The 19086-nt window shown below is 48.7% G+C and carries 17 protein-coding genes, 4 pseudogenes and 1 riboswitch; of the genes and pseudogenes, 12 read left to right on the forward strand and 9 right to left on the reverse strand.

Features of this window, described 5'->3' with window-relative positions:
* Positions 1–39: 39 nt before the first annotated feature.
* The 3 genes from D368_RS10715 to D368_RS10720 all read left to right on the forward strand — a co-directional run bounded on the left by D368_RS10715 (position 40) and on the right by D368_RS10720 (position 1284).
* Positions 40–852 carry a Cof-type HAD-IIB family hydrolase gene (locus D368_RS10715; protein WP_007610550.1) on the forward strand — a complete coding sequence of 271 codons (813 nt, stop codon included), beginning with the start codon at positions 40–42 and terminating at the stop codon, positions 850–852.
* A gap of 85 nt (positions 853–937) precedes the next feature.
* Positions 938–1087, forward strand: a complete 150-nt coding sequence (locus D368_RS20140; RefSeq protein WP_003155094.1) for a hypothetical protein — start codon at positions 938–940, stop codon at positions 1085–1087.
* Positions 1087–1284, forward strand: coding sequence for a DUF3813 domain-containing protein (locus D368_RS10720; protein ID WP_003155097.1), 198 nt, complete (start codon positions 1087–1089; stop codon positions 1282–1284). The genes D368_RS20140 and D368_RS10720 overlap by 1 nt, the downstream gene beginning before the upstream one ends.
* Positions 1285–1321: 37 nt before the next feature.
* Here D368_RS10720 and D368_RS10725 read toward each other — a convergent pair whose 3' ends face one another.
* Positions 1322–1783 (reverse strand): BsuPI-related putative proteinase inhibitor, encoded by a 462-nt coding sequence (locus tag D368_RS10725; protein WP_003155099.1) that lies wholly within the window; start codon positions 1781–1783, stop codon positions 1322–1324.
* Positions 1784–1797: 14 nt separating this feature from the next.
* Positions 1798–2639 (reverse strand): annotated as a pseudogene (locus D368_RS10730) (YitT family protein).
* Positions 2640–2763: 124 nt separating this feature from the next.
* Between D368_RS10730 and D368_RS10735 the strand changes: the two are divergent.
* Positions 2764–3615, forward strand: coding sequence for a DegV family protein (locus D368_RS10735; RefSeq protein ID WP_014304769.1), 852 nt, complete (start codon positions 2764–2766; stop codon positions 3613–3615).
* A gap of 48 nt (positions 3616–3663) precedes the next feature.
* Positions 3664–3786, forward strand: a complete 123-nt coding sequence (locus D368_RS10740; RefSeq protein WP_003155105.1) for a hypothetical protein — start codon at positions 3664–3666, stop codon at positions 3784–3786.
* Positions 3787–3846: 60 nt separating this feature from the next.
* On the opposite strand, the gene D368_RS10745 is transcribed toward D368_RS10740, so the two are convergent.
* The 3 genes from D368_RS10745 to D368_RS10755 form a co-directional block, all read right to left on the reverse strand.
* Positions 3847–5496: a methyl-accepting chemotaxis protein gene (locus D368_RS10745; RefSeq protein WP_039252035.1), complete on the reverse strand. Its 1650-nt coding sequence runs from the start codon at positions 5494–5496 to the stop codon at positions 3847–3849.
* Positions 5493–6470: a BMP family lipoprotein gene (locus tag D368_RS10750; RefSeq protein ID WP_039252037.1), complete on the reverse strand. Its 978-nt coding sequence runs from the start codon at positions 6468–6470 to the stop codon at positions 5493–5495. The genes D368_RS10745 and D368_RS10750 overlap by 4 nt, the downstream gene beginning before the upstream one ends.
* Positions 6471–6639: 169 nt before the next feature.
* Positions 6640–7536: a CvfB family protein gene (locus D368_RS10755; RefSeq protein WP_169539338.1), complete on the reverse strand. Its 897-nt coding sequence runs from the start codon at positions 7534–7536 to the stop codon at positions 6640–6642.
* 99 nt (positions 7537–7635) lie between these two features.
* Between D368_RS10755 and D368_RS10760 the strand changes: the two genes are divergently transcribed.
* The 4 genes from D368_RS10760 (at position 7636) to D368_RS10775 (ending at position 11628) form a co-directional block, all read left to right on the forward strand.
* Positions 7636–8127: a YajQ family cyclic di-GMP-binding protein gene (locus tag D368_RS10760; RefSeq protein WP_003155112.1), complete on the forward strand. Its 492-nt coding sequence runs from the start codon at positions 7636–7638 to the stop codon at positions 8125–8127.
* A 100-nt stretch (positions 8128–8227) separates the two neighbouring features.
* Positions 8228–8350, forward strand: a riboswitch (SAM riboswitch).
* Positions 8351–8439: 89 nt separating this feature from the next.
* On the forward strand, positions 8440–10281 hold the full coding sequence (locus tag D368_RS10765) for a bifunctional homocysteine S-methyltransferase/methylenetetrahydrofolate reductase (RefSeq protein WP_128574791.1): 1842 nt from the start codon (positions 8440–8442) through the stop codon (positions 10279–10281).
* Between the two features lie 82 nt (positions 10282–10363).
* Entirely contained in the window at positions 10364–10804 is a 441-nt protein-coding gene (locus D368_RS10770; protein WP_071392011.1) for a GNAT family N-acetyltransferase, read from the forward strand.
* Positions 10805–11001: 197 nt separating this feature from the next.
* A complete protein-coding gene (locus D368_RS10775) occupies positions 11002–11628 on the forward strand; it encodes a pentapeptide repeat-containing protein (protein WP_071392012.1) in 627 nt (208 codons plus the stop codon).
* A gap of 7 nt (positions 11629–11635) precedes the next feature.
* On the opposite strand, the pseudogene pdxR reads toward D368_RS10775, so the two are convergent.
* Positions 11636–13077: pseudogene (gene pdxR / locus D368_RS10780) on the reverse strand (MocR-like pyridoxine biosynthesis transcription factor PdxR).
* A 125-nt stretch (positions 13078–13202) separates the two neighbouring features.
* On the opposite strand from pdxR, the pseudogene D368_RS10785 reads away from it, so the two are divergent.
* Both D368_RS10785 and D368_RS10790 read left to right on the forward strand, forming a co-directional pair.
* A pseudogene (locus D368_RS10785) lies at positions 13203–13810 on the forward strand (LysE/ArgO family amino acid transporter).
* A 54-nt stretch (positions 13811–13864) separates the two neighbouring features.
* Positions 13865–14359 carry a DinB family protein gene (locus D368_RS10790; protein WP_101562881.1) on the forward strand — a complete coding sequence of 165 codons (495 nt, stop codon included), beginning with the start codon at positions 13865–13867 and terminating at the stop codon, positions 14357–14359.
* Between the two features lie 45 nt (positions 14360–14404).
* Here the strand turns inward: D368_RS10790 and iolX are convergent, their stop codons facing one another.
* The 3 genes and pseudogenes from iolX to D368_RS10805 form a co-directional block, all read right to left on the reverse strand.
* Positions 14405–15436, reverse strand: coding sequence for a scyllo-inositol 2-dehydrogenase (iolX, locus tag D368_RS10795; RefSeq protein ID WP_063174190.1), 1032 nt, complete (start codon positions 15434–15436; stop codon positions 14405–14407).
* A 224-nt stretch (positions 15437–15660) separates the two neighbouring features.
* Positions 15661–16682, reverse strand: a pseudogene (locus D368_RS10800) (LacI family DNA-binding transcriptional regulator).
* A 35-nt stretch (positions 16683–16717) separates the two neighbouring features.
* The gene (locus D368_RS10805) at positions 16718–17581 is read right to left on the reverse strand and encodes an AraC family transcriptional regulator (RefSeq protein ID WP_031378476.1); all 864 of its coding nucleotides are present in this window, start codon (positions 17579–17581) and stop codon (positions 16718–16720) included.
* Between the two features lie 122 nt (positions 17582–17703).
* Between D368_RS10805 and D368_RS10810 the strand changes: the two genes are divergently transcribed.
* Positions 17704–19071 (forward strand): MATE family efflux transporter, encoded by a 1368-nt coding sequence (locus tag D368_RS10810; RefSeq protein ID WP_003155121.1) that lies wholly within the window; start codon positions 17704–17706, stop codon positions 19069–19071.
* Positions 19072–19086: the final 15 nt, after the last annotated feature.

Raw genomic sequence — 19086 nt, forward strand, 5'->3', positions numbered from 1 at the left:
AAGAGAAAAACAGCAAATTATATGACAAAAGGAGTTATTATGGAGACAAAACCTTACCTCATCGCCTTAGATCTGGATGGAACCTTACTAAAAGATGATAAAACCATTTCCCCTGAAACGGCACGGACGATTCAGACGCTGAAAGAAGCGGGCCATCATGTCTGCATCTCAACCGGCCGCCCTTTCCGTTCCAGTTCGATGTATTATGACGAGCTTGGGCTGACAACGCCGATTGTCAATTTTAACGGAGCGTTTGTCCACCACCCGAAAGACGAGTCATGGGGACGATACCACACGTCTTTATCTGTCGATGTGGTCAGACAGCTTGCCGAACTTACAGAGACCTACCAAATACATAATGTGCTCGCTGAGATCATTGATGATGTGTACTTCCATTATCATGATGAGCATTTAATTGAGGCGTTTCATATGAATACCGCGAATGTCACATTCGGCGATCTGCGCGAAACGGTCCAAGAAGATGTGACGTCCGTATTGATTCACGCGAAGGAAGAGGACGTCGCGGACATACGCGCGCATTTATCCGATGTGCACGCCGAGGTCATTGACCACAGAAGATGGGCGGCTCCTTGGCATGTGATTGAAATTATTAAACACGGGATGAATAAAGCGGTCGGCCTGAAGAAAATCAGCGACTATTACCAAGTGCCGAGAGAACGGATCATCGCGTTCGGCGACGAAGACAACGATCTTGAAATGCTCCGATTTGCCGGGTGCGGCGTAGCGATGGGAAACGGCACGGATGAAGTCAAACAGGCCGCCGATCGCGTCACGGGTTCAAATGAAGCGGACGGAATCGCCGAATTTTTAAAATCCTATTTCTCCCTGTGAGGTTTTCCCGCTCATAACACAAAGCCTTCCGCCCATACTAAAACAGACGACTCATCTCGTCTAAATATGGAAGGGGGACATTGCAATGGGTAAACGAAACAAATCAAAACGGTTTATTCAGCAAGGCAAGGACTCTGTCAGTCTTCATGACGCAAGATTTCCATATCGGTCTACATTAGAGGAAGCACAGCATGATGCAGCAAAAGATTCGGCTGAAAGGCAGGTTGACTTTTAATGAGAAACGAACTGTTTTCTCAAGCCAAGTCATTTGTCCAGCAGGCCGTCATGATTGCTAACGGTTTCGAGGACGGCGACCAGGAAAAAGCTGTCTCACGCGCCAAAAATGCCGTGTCTTCCGCGTACGCCAATTCGACGGATGCAGAACGTCAGCAGCTGCACCAATTTCAGGATCAGCTGGAGAAATTGCAATAAAAAAAGGCGCCCCGTTTGAGATGAGGGCGCCGCTTTTTTATTTTACTTCAAATGTTTTTACCGTTTTCAGTCTTTTTCCGATCTGATCGGACTTCCCTAAAAACGTCACCGTCACCGTGTATGTTCCCGGACCGGGCACGTTCTTCCACACATCTGAAAAGTCATACGTTTCATTCGGCATTAAGGTCACGGTCTGAAACGCCTGGGTAAACATTTTGTCTTTTGAATAGCGGTACAGTTCTTTGTGATGTTGGTCATGTACGGTCAGTTCGAATTTCTGCCCTGAGCTGAATGTGAAATCGATCGGGCTTTCGCTTTTGTTTTTTAAAGACATTTGAAATTCGATCTGCTGATCTGTCTGCACAGGATTTACGGCTAATTCCGCTTGCTGTTCATTCATCTCTCCGGATACCTCCTCAGCGGGCTCCTTCTGCCCGGATTGACTGCTGCATCCGATCAATAAAATGACCGGTAATAACAGGCCAAACAGCCACTTCATTCTATCCGCTCCTATCAGTCTTTTCTGAAGAAACCAAAGATGCCCGTCGTTTGCACGATGTTTGTGAAGGCTTTCGGGTCGACTTCTTTCACGATTTTCTCAAGGTCATACAATTCGTACCGCGTGATGACGATGATCATCATTTCTTTCTGTTCGTTTGTGTAAGCGCCTTTTGCCGGCACCGTCGTAATGCCGCGGACCATTTTCCCGTAAATCGCTTCTTTGATTTCATCAGCTTTTTTGTAACGATCATGGCGGTCAGTTTCATGTGGCGCGTGTGAATGGCGTCAATCACCCTTGTTGTGACATACAGAGCGACAAGGGTATATAATGCTTTCTCCCATCCTTGCAATAATCCTGCCGTCAAAATGATAATCCCGTTCAAAATGAAGAAATATGTGCCGACCGGTTTATCCTTCCATTTGGCCAGCACCATCGACACGATATCAAGACCGCCTGTCGAAGCGCCGAATTTCAGCGTTAAACCGATGCCGATAGCTGAGATGACTCCTCCGAATACGGTATTCAGAAGAATATCGTGTGACAGTCTCATTTCCGGGAGAATCCCCATAAAGACGGACGTCAGCGCTACGCTTAATATGCTGTATACGGTGAATGATCTGCCGACTTTCAGCCACCCTAACACACCGATGGGAATGTTTAAGAGGAACATGAGAACTCCTGTCGAAATATAAAAGGGGGCGTATTGATCAACGACGCTTGACAGCAGCTGGGCGACACCGGTAAAACCGCTGGCATATACATTCGCCGGTATCAGGAATAAATTCAGTCCCGCCGCATACAGAAACGCGCCGATGACGACGATTGCTAATTTTTTTACTTGTTCTAGTACCATGGCTTGCTCCTCCGCTCATTTTCATTATTAGCTTTTCCCTTAAAATAAAGTTTTGAACACTATTTTGCCAAATTTATATGATATAGTTGGCATACTCTCACCAACCGGAAAGAAGGGAATTATGATGACAGTTCACCTTATTGCTGACAGCGCCTCTGACCTGCCGAAATCTTATATTGAAGAAAACCGGATCGGGTTCATTCCGCTGCACGTAACACTTGACGGAAACGAATATGAGGACGCGGTCACCATTCAGGCGGATCATATCTTTCAAGCGATGCGGGACGGGAAAGTTCCGAAAACATCCCAGGCATCACCGGATACGATAAAAAAAGTATTTTTACAATACGCGGAACTGGGAGAACCGGCGATATACATCGCCTTTTCCTCAGGTCTTTCCGGCACCTATCAGACGGCCGTAATGATCGCCAATGAAGTAAAAGAGGAATTTCCCGATTTTGATTTACGGATTGTAGATTCCAAATGCGCTTCACTGGGCTGCGGCCTCGCGGTGATGCACGCGCAAACACTCTGTGTTAACGGGAATACAATACAAGAAATCGAAACGTCTGTAAAGAACTTTTGCGCACGGATGAAACATATATTTACGGTCGATGACGTCGCTTATCTCGCGCGGGGCGGCAGAATTTCAAAAACGTCCGCTTTTGTCGGGGGGCTTTTGAACATCAAACCGATTCTGCATGTGGATGACGGCAGGCTCGTGCCGCTCGAAAAATTGCGCGGACAGAAGAAACTGTTTAAACGGATTATAGAAATGATGAAGGAAGAAGGCGGCGATTGGGCGGATCAAACCGTGGGAATCAGCTATGCAGATAATGAAGAGACGGCGATTGGGATGAAGGAAATGATTGAAGAAGCGTTCCATCCGAAAGAGATCATTCTTCATTCAATCGGCTCTGCGATCGGCGCCCACTCCGGGCCGGGCACGCTCGCGATTTTTTTCCTGAAGCCATAATTTCAATGCGGGCGGGCATCCTAACGGACAGAAGGGAGGCTTTGCCGCATGAAAGATGATGACAAAAAACCGTTGGACAATAACGCCGTAAATCAGAAAAAGAACCGGCTTGCCGAAAAAAACCGGCAGGCGGGAAAAAACCAGAATTCCAAAAAACCGGACCATCTGTAAAAGCAAAACAGCCCTCTTGTCTTAGAAGAAAGAGGGCTGTTTTTTGCGCACGGATGTCCGTTACAAAGTAAACCGGCGGACCTGATCGTTTAACCGCTCTGTCAGGCTCACCAGATTATTGACGCTTTCCGCCATTTTATGAAAAGAAGACAGCTGCTCAAGCGCGGAGGCAGAAATCTCTTCGCTTCCTGCAGCCGTTTCCTGAACGACGGCGCTGATGCTTTCGGCATGATGCAGCACTTGCTCACCAAGCTGTTTCGATTCGATGATCCGTCCGTCCAATTGAGTAAGCTCCGCCTTAATATGGGCGGCTTTTTGTTCAATATGGGCGAATGATTCTGACGTTTTCTCCATCAGCTCCTGCTGTCTGTCCGCCAAAGCGACGCCGGTCGTGACAGCTCCGGTAATGGATGTGATGCCGTCTTCAATTTGTTTTACCATATCGAAAATCTGCGCGGTCGCTTTGGCTGATCCGTCTGCGAGCTTCCGTATCTCCTCGGCAACGACGGCAAATCCTTTTCCGGCCTCGCCTGCTCTGGCCGCCTCGATTGCGGCGTTTAATGACAGCAGATTGGTCTGGCCCGCAATGTCGGAAACGGTCTGCGCCATCATACTGATGCCTGCCGCATGCTCTATGAAGAGATCGGCGGCTTCGGAAATCTCTTTTGATGTCTCATTGCTTTTATCAATGGCTTGCTTGGTCTCGGCTAAAGCACCTCGCCCCGCAGCCACCGCAGCAATCGTCTCTTCGCTGCTTCTCGTCGTTTGTTTTGAACGTTCGGCGTTCGCCTTTGAATGTTCATCCATTTGTTCAATGAATTGCACCGCATGCTGCAGATCTTCTGAAATGGTTTGGGAGCCTTGCGCCATTTCTTCCGTCGATACGGACACCTGCTCGGTCATGTCCTTCAGCGTCTGGTTTTCCTTCGTCAAACCTTCCGCAAAAGTCTCGACTTCACGGCCGACCTCTCCGATCGCCTGAATTAAGGTGCGGAGCTGTTCAGCCATCATTCCGAATGAGTCATTCAGCTCTTTCAGTTCGTCCTTCCCTTTATAATCAAGCATTTCAACAGCAAGGTTCCCTCCTGCAATACGGCGGGCATTTTCAGCCATGCGGCGGATCGGCCCTGCAATTCTCTTCGTCAGCCTGATGGAAGATATGACGGTGACGGCAAGTATCACGATGGTCAGCACGGCTGCGCTGTAAACGATAAACTGAATCTGGTCAGCCGTCTGCTTCTGCATGTCTTCATAGTGATCCCGGCTTTTCAGATTCAGCATATAAATATCATTCAGAAGACCGTTGATGCGGGCCGCCGTCCTTGTCGCTTCAGCCGGGCTTTTCGAATCAAGAGCAGCGTCCGCCTCCGCCTGCCATGATTCGTATTTTTTGGCGAGTTTGTCATAAGCGGCTTTGTCTGCACCGTCCGTCATCGTTTTTTTGAGCGCCGCCAGTTTGTCTGAGCTGCTTTTCATATAGCTTCGCACATCTTCTTTCTGGGCGTCTGCGAGCGTATAGGAATAGCCGGTGATGCTTTCTTTTAACGTATTAAGGTCAGCTTTTGCTTCCTGGACGTTTAACAGCGCGTCCACTTCATCTTCATTTGAAGCCTGAATCTTCATCATGTTTACGATGGTAAAGCCGATGACGGCGGCGAAGCAAATCATCGTAACGGCTGCGTTAACGAGCAGCCTTGTCCGTAATGTCACTTCAGATCGCCTCCTTTTTCAATCAGGCTGTTTTTCATATCCGTGATCTTTTTCGTCAGCCCGCCTGCGTTTTTGACAACTCTGATCTTGGCTAAGTCCATGCCGTTTTCCTTCAGTCCGTAAACGATCTCACCGCTTTTGATCTCCTTGTTGTCTTTTAAATCTTTCGCCAATTCATAGATGACATGGTCGACGTTTTTCACTAAAGAAGAGATAACGGCGTGCTCGGCGGTGTAATATTGATCGCTGTCAACACCGATGGCGTATACTTTTTGCGCCTCCGCTTCTTTCAGTGCGCCGACACCCGTGAAGCCGGCTGCCGTAAACAGGACATCGGCTTTTTTTCGGATCATGTTTTGGGCGATGCCCTTCCCGAGCTTATCATCGTCAAACGTACCGCTGATGTCCGACAGCACGCGGATATTCGGTTTGACTGATTCCGCGCCTTTCAGATAGCCTTTTTTAAACCGTTTAATGACGTCGGCATCTGAACCGCCGATAAATCCGATTGTGCCGGTTTTGCTCGTCATGGCCGCCAGCGCTCCGGCTAAGAAGCTTCCTTCATCCTCTTTAAACGTGACGGAGGTGACATTATCCAGGTCTGATACGGAATCAATCAGCACAAACCGCTGCTTCGGATATTTTTTGGCGACCTTTTCTAAATCCGCCTGCATGCTGTAACCGAGCCCCACAACAACATCATTGCCTTCCCGGACAAGCTGGGTCAGTCCTTTTTCGTACGTACCGGTGTCTTTTATTTCTCTGTAATCAAATGTGATGCCGAGCTCGTCTCTTGCTTTCATCAAACCTTGAAAGCCTGAATCATTAAATGATTGGTCGCCGAGGCCGTTGTCTGTCAGCATGATGCCGATTGTTTTCGTTTTTTCGGCCGCCGTCTCCTCGGATTTGCCGGCACATCCCGCCGTGCTGAGCGCAAGCAGCAGTACAGCCGCAAATATCGCCATTTTTCTCATTGAAACTCTCCTTTTGTTTTTCTATAGTTATATATCGGTTCGGATGTCAGAATATTTTATTTCAATAAAATATGTATGTTCGGCAGGTTGATAAACAAATGAGGGATATAGGAGCTTTTGAGAAAATAAAAAACACCGGTTTTGGTTCACCGATGTTTTTGCAGAAAATTTATTGTTTTTCGTATGTCCAGCCGTCTTTCTGATACACTTTGCCGTTTTTCATCAGGTGCCCGAGCGCCCGCTTAAAGGCGGCTTTGCTTAAATGAAACCGTTCGCGGATATCGTCAGGATCGCTTTTGTCTCCGTAAGGCATCGCGCCGTTTCTTGATCTCAGATAGGTCAGAATCTCCTCCGCGTCAACCGAAAGCGCATCCTGCTTTCTCGGCAGCAGGGACATGTTGACGGAGCCGTCTTCCTTCACCTCGATGACACGCCCCGTCACGCGGCTGCCGAGTCTCGGCTCTTCTTTTCTTTCTGAAGGGTGAATAAACGCGCGGATGCCTTCATCGGTTATCAGAAAAGAGCCTGATGCGATCAGTCTGTACACCGTGCCTGTCAGGTCTTTATTCATGACGTCTTCCTCTGCATCCGTAAATAATTCACTGATGATATCCTCAGGCGCCGGCTTGGCAAACATGCGTCCGCGGCTTGTCACCTTCAGCATGCAATACAGTCTGTCGCCTTTTTGCGGCCAGACGGATTTGTACGGAGGCAGGTGCTCCGTTGCGACGAGCGCGTCTTTTGACAGACCGACGTCGACGAATACGCCCATATCCTCCACAGCGTCCGTCACTTCCACCCATCCGTAGTCATAAAAGCTGATGAGCGGCTTTTTCATCGTCGCCGCGAGTCTTTCCTGATGATCGACGTAAATAAATACGTCCACTTCATCTCTGTCTTCAATATCCTCTGTGATTTCACTGTTATGTAAAAGAACCGTATCCTCGCCGTCGGTTAAAAAATAACCGAAATCGGTTTGGTGATCTATACTAAGCGTGAGCTGCTGCCCTGGTCTCATGTTATCGTCCTTCCTGATTCGCCCGTATGGGGCTGATGTTTTTCTCATTTTTTCCAATATGCATAAATTCATGCTTTATGCTGTTGGACATTTCTCTTTATTCTACTATAATCAACTCATAAGTGAAATGTTATAGGAGGTTTTCTCATGGCAAAAGAAAGTTCTTTTGATATTGTATCCAAAGTTGAATTTCCCGAAGTGCAGAATGCGATTCAGATGACGCTGAAAGAAATCGGCACGCGCTATGACTTTAAAGGATCGAAAAGCGATGTAACTTTAGAAAAGGAAGAACTTGTCCTGATTTCTGATGACGAGTTTAAACTGAATCAGCTCAAAGATGTGCTGAGCGGCAAGCTGATCAAACGGGACGTGCCGACGAAAAACATTGAATACGGCAAAATCGAAAATGCCTCAGGGGGCACGGTGCGCCAGCGCGCGAAGCTTGTACAGGGCATTGATAAAGACAGCGCCAAAAAAATCAACGCGGTGATTAAAAACTCCGGCTTGAAGGTAAAGTCGCAGATTCAGGACGACCAAGTGCGCGTCACCGGAAAAAATAAAGATGATCTGCAGCAGATTATTGCAGCCGTCCGCGGGGCAGACCTGCCGATTGACGTTCAATTTATTAATTTTAGATAAATTATGTGATTCCTATTGATTATTGTCTCTATTTTCGGTAAATTTGGAGAAAGGGATTTTCACAGTTAAGTTTTGGAAACCCATGACAATTACATGAACGTTCTTATCAAGAGAAGCCGAGGGACTGGCCCGACGACGCTTCAGCAACCGGTGTAATGGTTTAACCCAAACCATGACCAAGGTGCTAAATCCAGCAAGCTAAAAACAGCTTGGAAGATAAGAAGAGAGACAAATGATTACAAAGTCTTCTTCTTAAGAAGACTTTTTTTATTTCTCTTTTTTCCTTGCTGAATGTGACGAAGGAGGCAAACAATGGGACTATTACAAGACTTAAAAGAACGGATTTTAATCGGAGACGGCGCGATGGGCACTCTCCTCTATTCCTACGGCATTGACAGATGTTTTGAGGAACTGAACGTATCAAAGCCCGAGGAAATCAAGCGGATACATAAGGCTTACGTCGAAGCCGGGGCAGACATCATCCAGACAAATACGTACGGCGCGAATTTTATTAAGCTCTCAAGATACGGACTTGAGGATGAAACGAAAAAAATCAATCAGGAGGCGGTCAGAATCGCGCGCGCTTCCTCAGACGGCGCTTATGTATTGGGAACGATGGGCGGCATCCGCACCTTTAACAAAAACGCCTACAGCCTGGAGGAGATTAAACGCAGCTTTCGGGAGCAGCTTTATTTATTGCTTCACGAAGAGCCGGACGGTCTGCTCCTGGAAACATACTATGATTTAGAAGAGGCGCGCGAAGTGCTGAAGATAGCGAGAAAAGAAACGGAACTTCCGATTATGCTGAACGTATCCATGCACGAACAGGGCGTGCTGCAGGACGGAACACCGCTTCAGGAAGCCCTCAGGTCAATTGCCGATCTTGGCGCTGACATAACGGGAATCAATTGCCGGCTCGGCCCGTACCACATGATTGAAGCGCTCACCGAAGTGCCGATTTTCCGTGACGCTTATTTATCGGTCTATCCGAACAGCAGCCTTCCGTCTTTAGAAGAAGGCCGGCTTGTTTATGATACGGACGATGCCTATTTCCGGGAGAGCGCCGTACAGTTCCGCACTCAGGGCGCGCGCATTATCGGCGGCTGCTGCGGTACGACGCCAAACCATATCAGAGCCATGGCTGAAGCGGTCCGCGGACTTTCTCCCGTCACTGATAAAGAAGTGAAAATCAGACGGGAAGAAGAAGTCATCTCCGTCCGGAACGAACGGACCGAGCCGGGTTTAAACGAAATCGCCGCTCAAAAACGGTCAATTATCGTAGAGCTTGATCCGCCGAAAAAATTGAATTTTGACAAATTTCTGCAAGCGGCGGCTGAATTAAAAGATACCGGCATAGAAGCGCTGACGCTCGCCGACAATTCATTGGCGACACCGCGGATCAGCAATGCCGCCTGCGGTTCATTGCTGAAAGAACGCCTTGATATCCGTTCTCTCGTTCACATTACATGCAGAGACCGCAACATCATCGGCCTTCAGTCACATTTAATGGGGCTGGATACGCTCGGGCTCACCGACATTTTAGCCATCACGGGTGATCCTTCAAAAATCGGCGACTTTCCGGGGGCTACCTCCGTCTATGATTTAACGTCCTTTGACTTGATCAGGCTGATTAAACAATTCAACGAGGGCATTTCTTTATCAGGGAAACCGCTCGGCAAGAAAACGAACTTTTCCGTAGCCGGAGCATTTAATCCGAATGTCCGCCATCTCGATAAAGCAGTAAAACGGCTGGAGAAAAAAATCGAGTGCGGAGCTGACTACTTCGTGTCCCAGCCTGTCTACTCCGAGCAGCAGCTCATTGACATTCATCATGAAACGAAACATCTCAAAACACCGGTGTATATCGGAATTATGCCGTTAACGAGCAGCCGCAACGCAGAGTTCATTCATCATGAGATCCCGGGCATTAAGCTGTCAGACAGCATCCGGGAAAAAATGGCGCTCGCCGGCGAAGACAAGCAAAAGCAGAAAGCCGAAGGCCTCGCCATCGCCAAGTCGCTTCTCGACACGGCGTGCGAACTGTTTAACGGAATTTATTTAATCACCCCGTTTCTCCGTTCTGATTTGACATCAGAGCTTGCAGCTTATATTAAGCAAAAGGATGAAAAGCGGGCTGATGTATATTTGCATTGACGCGGAAGAGGCCGCCTGATATGACAGGCGGCTTTTTCATGGTACGATACAGAAAAAGAATCCAACAAAGGAGGATTTTTTCATGGTTGAAGTAAAACCCATCACCGCAGAAGACACATACGCCATCAGACACAGCGTGCTGCGCCCCCATCAGACGATTGAGGATTGTAAATATGATCAGGACAGCGTCGAAGGAGCATTTCATCTCGGCGGTTTTTACGACGGGACATTGATCAGCATCGCTTCTTTCTACCCGCAGAACCAGCAAGCTTTACAGGCGGCGCCCGCCTATCAGCTGCGCGGCATGGCAACGCTTGAAGAATACCGGACGCAAAAAGCAGGAAGCACGTTAATCGCCTATGCGGAACGAAAACTGGCAGATATGGGGGCGGCGCTTGTCTGGTGCAACGCCAGATGTCACGTGAAGGGATATTACGAAAAGCTCGGCTGGAAAAGCACGGGCAGCCCCTTTGACATACCCGGCATCGGCCCGCATGTGATCATGTATAAAGAACTCGCCTGAAACAGGCAAAAGCCCTTGGGGACATGTCTCTAAGGGTATTACCTTGAATGTCACGTCTGCTTTTATATGCGACACTATTGACGCCCTCCCGCTTTTTAATACCCTTTGTACATTACGCAACAGCAAGGATGGCAGGCAGAAAGCGATATCTGCCAATTGCCGATTTCAGCTATTATGTTTAGAAAAGGGAGTATGAGATGAATACGATCCAAAAACCGAAAATCCCGAAAGAATTGCCGGTGCTTTCTTTCACTGAAGCGCTTCAGGATGAGGAGCTCAAAGAAGTCATCATTGAAAACGGCATCGTAAACGGCAAACTGGACGGCCTGCGTGCCGAAAAAGTCATTTTCAGAAACATCGTTTTCACGGATATCTCTTTCAGACATATGGAATGTACGGATGTCCTGTTTGACAAATGCGATGTCTCAAACGCTGATTTCAGCGGAAGCATCATCCATAGAACGGCGTTTCAGCATTCAAAACTTCTCGGCTTGAATCTGGCGGATTCCGCCATGCGTCATGTACGGTTTGAAGACTGCCTCGCAAATTACAGCTCCTTCAGCTATTCCAATATGAAGCATGTCCGTTTTGACTCGTGCGGCCTTTCAGAAAGTGAGTGGAATGATGCCGTTCTTGAATACACAGATCTTGACGTCTGTGATTTGAACGGCGCAAACTTCATCGGCACGTCTCTTTTTAATATGGATATCAGCACGTGCACATTTGATCATCTGCATGTCTCGCTTGATAAGCTGAAAGGATGCCGCATCTCTCCGGCGCATGCCGTTACATTCGCAGAAGCGCTCGGCGCCATTGTGACGTGATCTTTTATTAAACGAAACGGCGGGCAATGTCCGCTATCGTTTGAATGCCTTTTTCCAAGTCCGGTAAAGAGGCGTACGAATAGGAAAGACGCAGGCTTTGCCGGTCTTCGGGAAGATAGAGAGCTCCCGGATTGATCAGCACGCCGGCCTCCAAGGCACGGATGAAAAGCGTCTGAACGGTGAATGCTTTATGGAAGGTGACCCAAATATAAAAGCCCCCCTCCGGCACACGCCACTCCGCAATATCTCCCGCGTATCTTTCAAGAAAACGCAATGCCGCATCTCTCCTGATTTTGAGTTCCTTTCTGAGACGCAAAAGACGCTCTTCATAGCGGCCGCTTGACAGCCATTGACATGCCGCCCATTGAGATAAAGCGCTGGAGCCGTAATCCGTCTGCATTTTAATATCGGCGAGCCTGTCTGCAACCGGCTCAGGGGCGACGACCCATCCGATGCGCAGACCCGGGCTTACGGTTTTTGACAGCGTGCCGATATACAGTACATTCCCCTCACCGTCCATGGATTTTAACGGAGGCGGCGGTTCTTTATCGATCCATATATCACCGTATGCGTCATCTTCAATGACAGGCAGACGGTGATTTCTTGCAAGCGTGATGAGTTCCTTCCGCCGCTTGAGTGACATTACCGTTCCGGTCGGATTATGGAATGACGGAATGGTGTACAGCAGCCCCGCTTCGTATTGCCGACGGTAAGCGGGAAGATGATCCGTTTTGATTCCGCTCCCATCCATAGGCACTCCCTTAAGCCTGACGCCCGCTGATTGAAACACACGCAGGGAATGGAGATACGACGGCTTTTCAGTCAGCATGACGGAGTTTGGTTTTAGCAGCCCGATTGAAATGAGCTGAAGCGCCTGCAGCGCGCCTGAGACGATTACGATGGATGCCGGGGACGCGTGAATCCCCTTTGTTTTCAAATGTTCCGCGACGCTTTGCCGAAGCTGCAGGCTGCCCTTCGGTTCTTCATAGCCGAGCGCCAAAATGTTAGTTCCCGCTTCACGGAACAGTTCGCCCATCTCCTGCTCAGGCAGCAGCTCTTGACTCAGCTCACCCGTCCCCAGCCTGATCAGATCCGGACGCGGCTCGTTTTGATTAATGGCCTGAATCAAGGATGAATTCGGCTGATGACTCCCCGATGTAACGTACGTGCTCCAATCAAGGGGCTTAGCCGCTGCCATGATGCTCCACGTATTGTTGACGACCTTTGTGCCTCCCCCTCTTTTTCCTTCCAGAAGACCTTGGGCGATTAACTCATCAACTGCTGCCGTCACTGTGCTTCGGTTGACCTGAAGCTCCTCGGCGAGCTTTCTTTGTGAGGGAATTTTCGTGCCAATGGTCCATTCGCCATGAAGTATTTTTCTTTTATATGCTGTTCGATCTGGAGATAAAGCGGTATGTGCGACTCCCGATCCGGACGCCAGCTGTTCATACGTCATCCCTCCTTCTTTATTTATTATACATTTGGCTGGTTCAAGTACCAGCCAAATGGCCGGAGACATCAGCACACAGTGCGGCTACAATGAGATGTAGTTGACGATTGGAGGGTTTTACGATATGAATGCCATTCTTCACGGAGTGATGCTCGCTTTCGGCCTTATTTTGCCATTGGGCGCGCAAAACGTGTTTATTTTTCAGCAGGGAGCCTGGCAAAAACATGTGTGGCAGGCGTTTCCCGCAGTGATTGCCGCGGCGGTATGCGATACGATTCTCATCAGCGCGGCCGTCGCAGGCGTGTCAATGATTATTGCAGAGATTCCCGTTTTTCAGACCGTCATGCTTATAGGCGGCTTTTTGTTTCTCAGTTTTTTAGGCTGGCAGACTTGGAGAAGCAAACCGCAGGCCGAACAGGCGAAAAAAACAGTTTTCACGGCAAAAAACAGGCGGTCACGGCCGCCATGGTATCCCTTTTGAACCCGCATGCGATTTTGGATACTGTCAGTGTCATCGGCACAAGCTCCGCCGCCTATCCGGGAATTGATAAATGGCTGTTTGCCGGTGCTTGTATCATGGTTTCCTGGGTATGGTTCGCCGGACTGGCATTCGCGGGACGGCTCGTCCAAACGGCGGATACAGGCGGCCGGCTCCTCGGCATCCTGAATCAATGCTCGGCATTGGTGATGTGGGGTGCTGCTTTTTATTTTGCGGCGCTTTTGTTTCGATAAAAGGAATTCGGCCAGGTCATGTTGAATGTACCGGAAGGAAGAGGGGGAATTGGAATGTCAGATATTTTAAAGCTGTATCACTACCACAGATGGGCAAATGAGCAAGTTATTCAGCATCTGAAGACCCTGCCCGCGGCAAGCTTACAGCAGAAACTGGATAGTGTTTTTCCGACTGTGAACGCCGTGCTTGTGCATATATACCGGGCGGATTACATTTGGCTTCACGTGCTTTACGGAGAAACTTACGAACAAATCGTCTCGCAATTTGATCAATTTGAAAAGCTTGACGGAGATTTTGAGGCGGTTGAACATAGAATGACTGAACTGGACAAAGAATACAGCGAATTTTTAAGAGACTTGGAGAACATGGAAGGCCCGATCTCCATTTCTCATCCGCGCATGGGAACGCTCCGGACGACATATGCCGATGTGATCCGGCATATTGTGAATCACGGCACATACCATCGCGGCAATATAAGTGCGATGCTTCACCAAATGGGCTATAAAGGCGTGCCGACTGACTACATTTTTTTCTCATACGAATCATAAAAAAGCAAAGGCCTCCCGTGCCTTTGCTTTTTCACTTCGAATCTATCATAATCCGGCATAGTTGGGGGCGCCCGGTGTAAGCTTTACAGGCCTTCCGGTTTTAAAAGATTCCGTCGCGGCGATCCCGATTTCTAAGTTAATCGCGGCATCGATGTCTGTCACAATCGGCGTTTCCCCTTTTTTCACACATTCGGCAAAGTGCTCAAGCTCCAGACGGTAAGCGTCTTTAAAGCGGGCTTGAAAATCCGGAATAATTTCGTAGCTGCTGCCTGACTCCGTTAAAATGGTGACATGGCTGTTCCGCAGCGTGCCGACTAAAATGCTTCCCGCCGTCCCGATTATTTCGGCGCGGATGTCATGGCCGTACGGAGAATTTCGGCTTGCCTCCACATCGCCGGCCGCGCCTGAATCAAACTCAAGATACGTTATTGCCTGATCGACATCGCCGCACTCCTCCATGAATGGGTGCTTTAAAACCCTCCCGTGCCCGCTCACGGACGTAACCTCAGCATTCATGAGATATCTTGCGATATCGTAATCATGAATCGAGCAGTCAATGAAAAGCCCTCCGCTATGTTTGATAAATTCCGCGGGCGGTGCGCCTTGATCTCTTGTAAATCCTTTATAATAAATGGGTCTGCCGATTTCCCCGGCGTCGATTCTTCTTTTCGCGTCGGCGTATGCCGGATCAAACCGCCTCATAAAACCGACCTGGCAGATGACGTCCGTTTCTTCGATTTTTTTCATGACTTTAATCGATTCCTCAAGACTCAGGGTGAGCGGCTTTTCAACAAAGATGTGCTTGCCGTTTTCAGCAGCCTTCATGATCATTTCCGCATGTGTGCTTGTCGGCGTGACAATGATGACGGCGTCAATCGTGTGATCTTCCAGCAGTTCATACGGGCTCTCCGTCCATTTGGCGATTCCTAATTCTTTCGCACACGCTTCCGCCTTCCCCTTCATCGGGTCACAGACGGCCGCAAGTTCGGCTCCCCGCACTTCGCCGGCTAAATGCTTCGCATGAAAATACCCTAATCGTCCTAATCCCAGCACCGCACATCTGACTTGATCTGTCATCTATCACCGCTCCTTTTTCTTGAGGCCGCATGCCGTAATTGAGCAAGCGGTTTCCCTTATTAAACAGAAATTATTATTTTGAAAGCGTTTTATTTATAACTCAAGCTGTTGGCTTTCTTTGCTTGCAACCCGCAGTATTTGCGCAAGCGCTTTCTCCAAAGCTGTTTTAATTTTACAATGCTTTTCGCTCGTTTGACAATGTTTTTCATAGAAAAAAACGCGCCTTATTGCTGAGGGCGCGTTACCGGTGCGGTAGAATGCCTGATGACGAGTTCCGGAGATAAAATGATTTTGCTTTTTGTTTTTTCTTCCCTTGAATCTCATCAATGAGAAGTTCAACGACGCGCCTCCCCATTTCGCGGATGGGCTGAGAAATCGTCGTGAGCGGCGGTGCCGTCATTTCAGCGAGAATGGTATTGTCAAAGCCGATGACGGACAAGTCTTCCGGGACCCGAATGCCCCGGGAGCGCGCCGCCTGTATCGCCGCACATGACAAGACATCATTAAAGGCGAAAACGGCGGTCGGAAGGTCTCTGTCAAACAGCTCGCCCGCTGCCTGTTTTCCGCTTTCCAGCGAATATTCCGTCGGTATGATCAGCGATTCATCTAGTGTCATCCCCGCTTCCCGCAGCGCTTTTTGAAAACCTTTGATTCTGTCTCTTTCACCCGTGGTCGAACCGTTTCCGACGATACAGGCGATTCTTTCATGGCCTAAAGATATGAGATGCTCAGCCGCCTTATAGCCGCCGAGAAAGTCATCGATAATGACGACGTCCATCGGCGCGAGCGGTTTATCCTGCGTAATCATCGCAAGCGGGATACCCGATTTCACAATATCATCAAGCGCCGTGGCGCTGTCATCATGATCAAGTCCCGTCGCGAATATAATGCCGTCCGCCTGCTTCTGCCGCAGCATCGAAAAATACTTCGTTTCTTTTTCAGGCTGATAATCGGTGCTGCAGATAATGATATGAAACCCAAGTACACCGGCGCTGTCTTCAATGCTTTTCGCCAGTTCCCCGAAAAACGGGTTTGAAATGTCCGGGGTGATCAGGCCGATCATATTCGTCTTTTTGCCCGTCAAAGCGGATGCGTGAACATTCGGATGATAGTCCATCTCCTCCATGACACGGAGCACCATCCGGCGGGTTTTGTCACTGATCCTCCCCGTATTGTTGATGACCCGCGAGACGGTCGAGATGGAGACGCCCGCTTTTTCGGCCACGTCGTAAATTGTCATTTTCATGCTTACCGATCCCTCTTCTGTTCTCTGGTATTAGGTCAGTCCGTTTTCCGGCTTACGAATTTGCGGTATTCAAGCGGCGAAATGCCTTCAATCTGTTTAAACAGTTTGGAAAAATAAGTCGGGTCTTCCATGCCGATGGCGTCCGCGATCGTCCCCATTTTGTCATTAGTTGCGGACAAAAGACGTTTCGCCTCCGTCATTCTGACTTTGTTCGTATACTGGCCGGGCGTGACGCCGAGCACCTGCTGCATGCAGCGGGTCACGTAGTCTTGGTTGTAATGAAGTGCCGAAGAGAGCGCTTTGATGGTTGTTTTCTCCTGATAGTGCTCCTGCAGGTACCGGGCGGCCTCCCATGCGACTCTTTCCTTTGCGGACGGGATTTGGAACGCTTCTTTCTGAAGATGGAGCAGCAGCTCTTCAAACAGAATCTGCTTTCTTAGCGGCAGGTCGGAGTTCTCGGCGCTTTCATCTGTCAGCACACTGAATTGCCCGGCCATAAACTGCGGGCGTCTCACCTTCCCTTTTTGCGGCAGGGACAAGCGGTAGCGGGACGGCTCTTCAAAGCTCCCTTTTTTTCGCCTCAGCTCCGACCAGTTGTTCCCGGTGGTTTCCGTCACCTCATAATCCGCTCCTTCAAAATGAAGCCACGAATAGGATGTCGTTTCTTCACTGCCTTTTGTCCCGTAATGTTCAAGCCCGGGAGAAAGCAGAATATATTCTCCCGCTTCAACGGAAAAGGCGTTTTCGTCTTCTGTAATGTAGAGGACGCCTTCTTTCACATACAGCAGATCAAACACCGGGAAGACCCGTCTCACATGGGTTTCGCCTTTTTTGAACACTCCTTCTCCCGCAGCGATAAAGACCGGGAACGGAGGGACTGTGAACTCGAGAAAGGACATATTTCCGGCCCTCCTTTTTAAGTCGGATTTTTGCAAGAAGTTTCGTTTCTCTCCCTTTTTATTATAAGAAAATGGAGGTACACTTTTAAACGTTGATTTTTTCAGGAAAGGGGTTAAAAGAAATGAAACAAGCGATTTTAAAACGGGCTGCATTCAAACAATCCTCTGATCACAAACTCTCATTATACGCGCTGACTTGGCCGATATTTATTGAGGTTTCATTATATATGTTTATGGGAAATGCCGACACTCTTATGCTTAGCCAATACTCTGACAACAGTGTGGCGGCCGTGGGTGTCAGCAATCAGATTTTAAATTTAATTATCGTGATGTTCAGCTTTATCGCAACGGGTACGACAATTGTGATTTCACAGTTTTTAGGATCTAAACAGAAAAAAGAGGCGCAGGAAGTGGCTTATGTATCAATAGGAGCGAACTTTGTCATCAGTCTCGCCATCAGCGCCGCCATATTTTTTGCGGCCGTTCCGCTGCTTCATGTGATGGGTCTTTCCAATGAATTGATGCCGGATGCCAAAGTCTTTTTGCAGGTGGTCGGCGGGCTGTCCTTCATTCAGGCTTTGATTATGACGTTCAGCGCCATTTTAAAAAGCTACGGTCATACGAAGGATACGATGTTCGTTACGATCGGGATGAATATTTTAAATATTGCCGGAAACTTTCTTGTCATTTTTGGGCCGCTCGGCCTTCCGGTGTTAGGCGTCGCCGGTGTTGCGATGTCAACGTCCTTTGCGCGGATCATCGGGCTGATCGCGATGATTGTGATCGTCAAAAAACGCATCGGACTCGGTCTGACATGGCAAAAGATTTTTCACGTCCATAAAGAGCACTTGCGGAAACTCCTGAAAATCGGGATTCCGTCTGCCGGTGAACAGCTGTCTTACAACATTTCACAAATGGTTGTCACTTATTTTATCGCCATTATGGGCGCTCAGGCGCTTACAACAAAGGTTTATACACAAAACATCACCATGTTTATCCTGCTGTTCGGAACGGCGATCAGCCAGGGCACACAGATTTTGATCGGCAGATATATCGGCGCCAAACGGTTTGACGACGCTTATGACCGCTGCATGAAAAGTCTGTACTGGGCGCTTGGCATTGCCGCTTTGACATCCGTGATCATGACCTTGTTTTCAAAGCAGCTGATCGGAATTTTCACAAGCAGCCCTGACATTATTGCGACGGCGAGCATGCTGATCGCCATGACGATCATTCTTGAGCCCGGCCGTTCATTTAATGTCATTATCATCAACTCGCTGCGGGCTGCCGGAGATGCAAAATTCCCCGTCTACATGGCGATGATTTCCATGTGGGGTATCGGACTGCCTCTCGCTTATCTGTTCGGCATCCATTTCGGATTGGGGCTTATGGGCATCTGGATTTCATTTATCGCGGATGAATGGGTCAGAGGCATTCTTATGTACAGAAGATGGCGGTCGCGGATTTGGATTCAAAAAGGGATTGCATAAACGCCCGGAGCTTCG

Source organism: Paenibacillus lentimorbus NRRL B-30488 (assembly GCF_000411595.1).
Taxonomy (GTDB): domain Bacteria; phylum Bacillota; class Bacilli; order Bacillales; family Bacillaceae; genus Bacillus; species Bacillus velezensis.

What these genes read in the sequence shown, in the direction of transcription:
- D368_RS10715 (WP_007610550.1), top strand. Translation starts at nt 40, where the DNA reads ATGGAGACAAAACCTTACCTCATCGCCTTAGATCTGGATGGAACCTTA.
- D368_RS20140 (WP_003155094.1), top strand. Translation starts at nt 938, where the DNA reads ATGGGTAAACGAAACAAATCAAAACGGTTTATTCAGCAAGGCAAGGAC.
- D368_RS10720 (WP_003155097.1), top strand. Translation starts at nt 1,087, where the DNA reads ATGAGAAACGAACTGTTTTCTCAAGCCAAGTCATTTGTCCAGCAGGCC.
- D368_RS10725 (WP_003155099.1), bottom strand. Translation starts at nt 1,783, where the DNA reads ATGAAGTGGCTGTTTGGCCTGTTATTACCGGTCATTTTATTGATCGGA.
- D368_RS10735 (WP_014304769.1), top strand. Translation starts at nt 2,764, where the DNA reads ATGACAGTTCACCTTATTGCTGACAGCGCCTCTGACCTGCCGAAATCT.
- D368_RS10740 (WP_003155105.1), top strand. Translation starts at nt 3,664, where the DNA reads ATGAAAGATGATGACAAAAAACCGTTGGACAATAACGCCGTAAATCAG.
- D368_RS10750 (WP_039252037.1), bottom strand. Translation starts at nt 6,470, where the DNA reads ATGAGAAAAATGGCGATATTTGCGGCTGTACTGCTGCTTGCGCTCAGC.
- D368_RS10755 (WP_169539338.1), bottom strand. Translation starts at nt 7,536, where the DNA reads ATGAGAAAAACATCAGCCCCATACGGGCGAATCAGGAAGGACGATAAC.
- D368_RS10760 (WP_003155112.1), top strand. Translation starts at nt 7,636, where the DNA reads ATGGCAAAAGAAAGTTCTTTTGATATTGTATCCAAAGTTGAATTTCCC.
- D368_RS10765 (WP_128574791.1), top strand. Translation starts at nt 8,440, where the DNA reads ATGGGACTATTACAAGACTTAAAAGAACGGATTTTAATCGGAGACGGC.
- D368_RS10770 (WP_071392011.1), top strand. Translation starts at nt 10,364, where the DNA reads ATGGTTGAAGTAAAACCCATCACCGCAGAAGACACATACGCCATCAGA.
- D368_RS10775 (WP_071392012.1), top strand. Translation starts at nt 11,002, where the DNA reads ATGAATACGATCCAAAAACCGAAAATCCCGAAAGAATTGCCGGTGCTT.
- D368_RS10790 (WP_101562881.1), top strand. Translation starts at nt 13,865, where the DNA reads ATGTCAGATATTTTAAAGCTGTATCACTACCACAGATGGGCAAATGAG.
- iolX (WP_063174190.1), bottom strand. Translation starts at nt 15,436, where the DNA reads ATGACAGATCAAGTCAGATGTGCGGTGCTGGGATTAGGACGATTAGGG.
- D368_RS10805 (WP_031378476.1), bottom strand. Translation starts at nt 17,581, where the DNA reads ATGTCCTTTCTCGAGTTCACAGTCCCTCCGTTCCCGGTCTTTATCGCT.
- D368_RS10810 (WP_003155121.1), top strand. Translation starts at nt 17,704, where the DNA reads ATGAAACAAGCGATTTTAAAACGGGCTGCATTCAAACAATCCTCTGAT.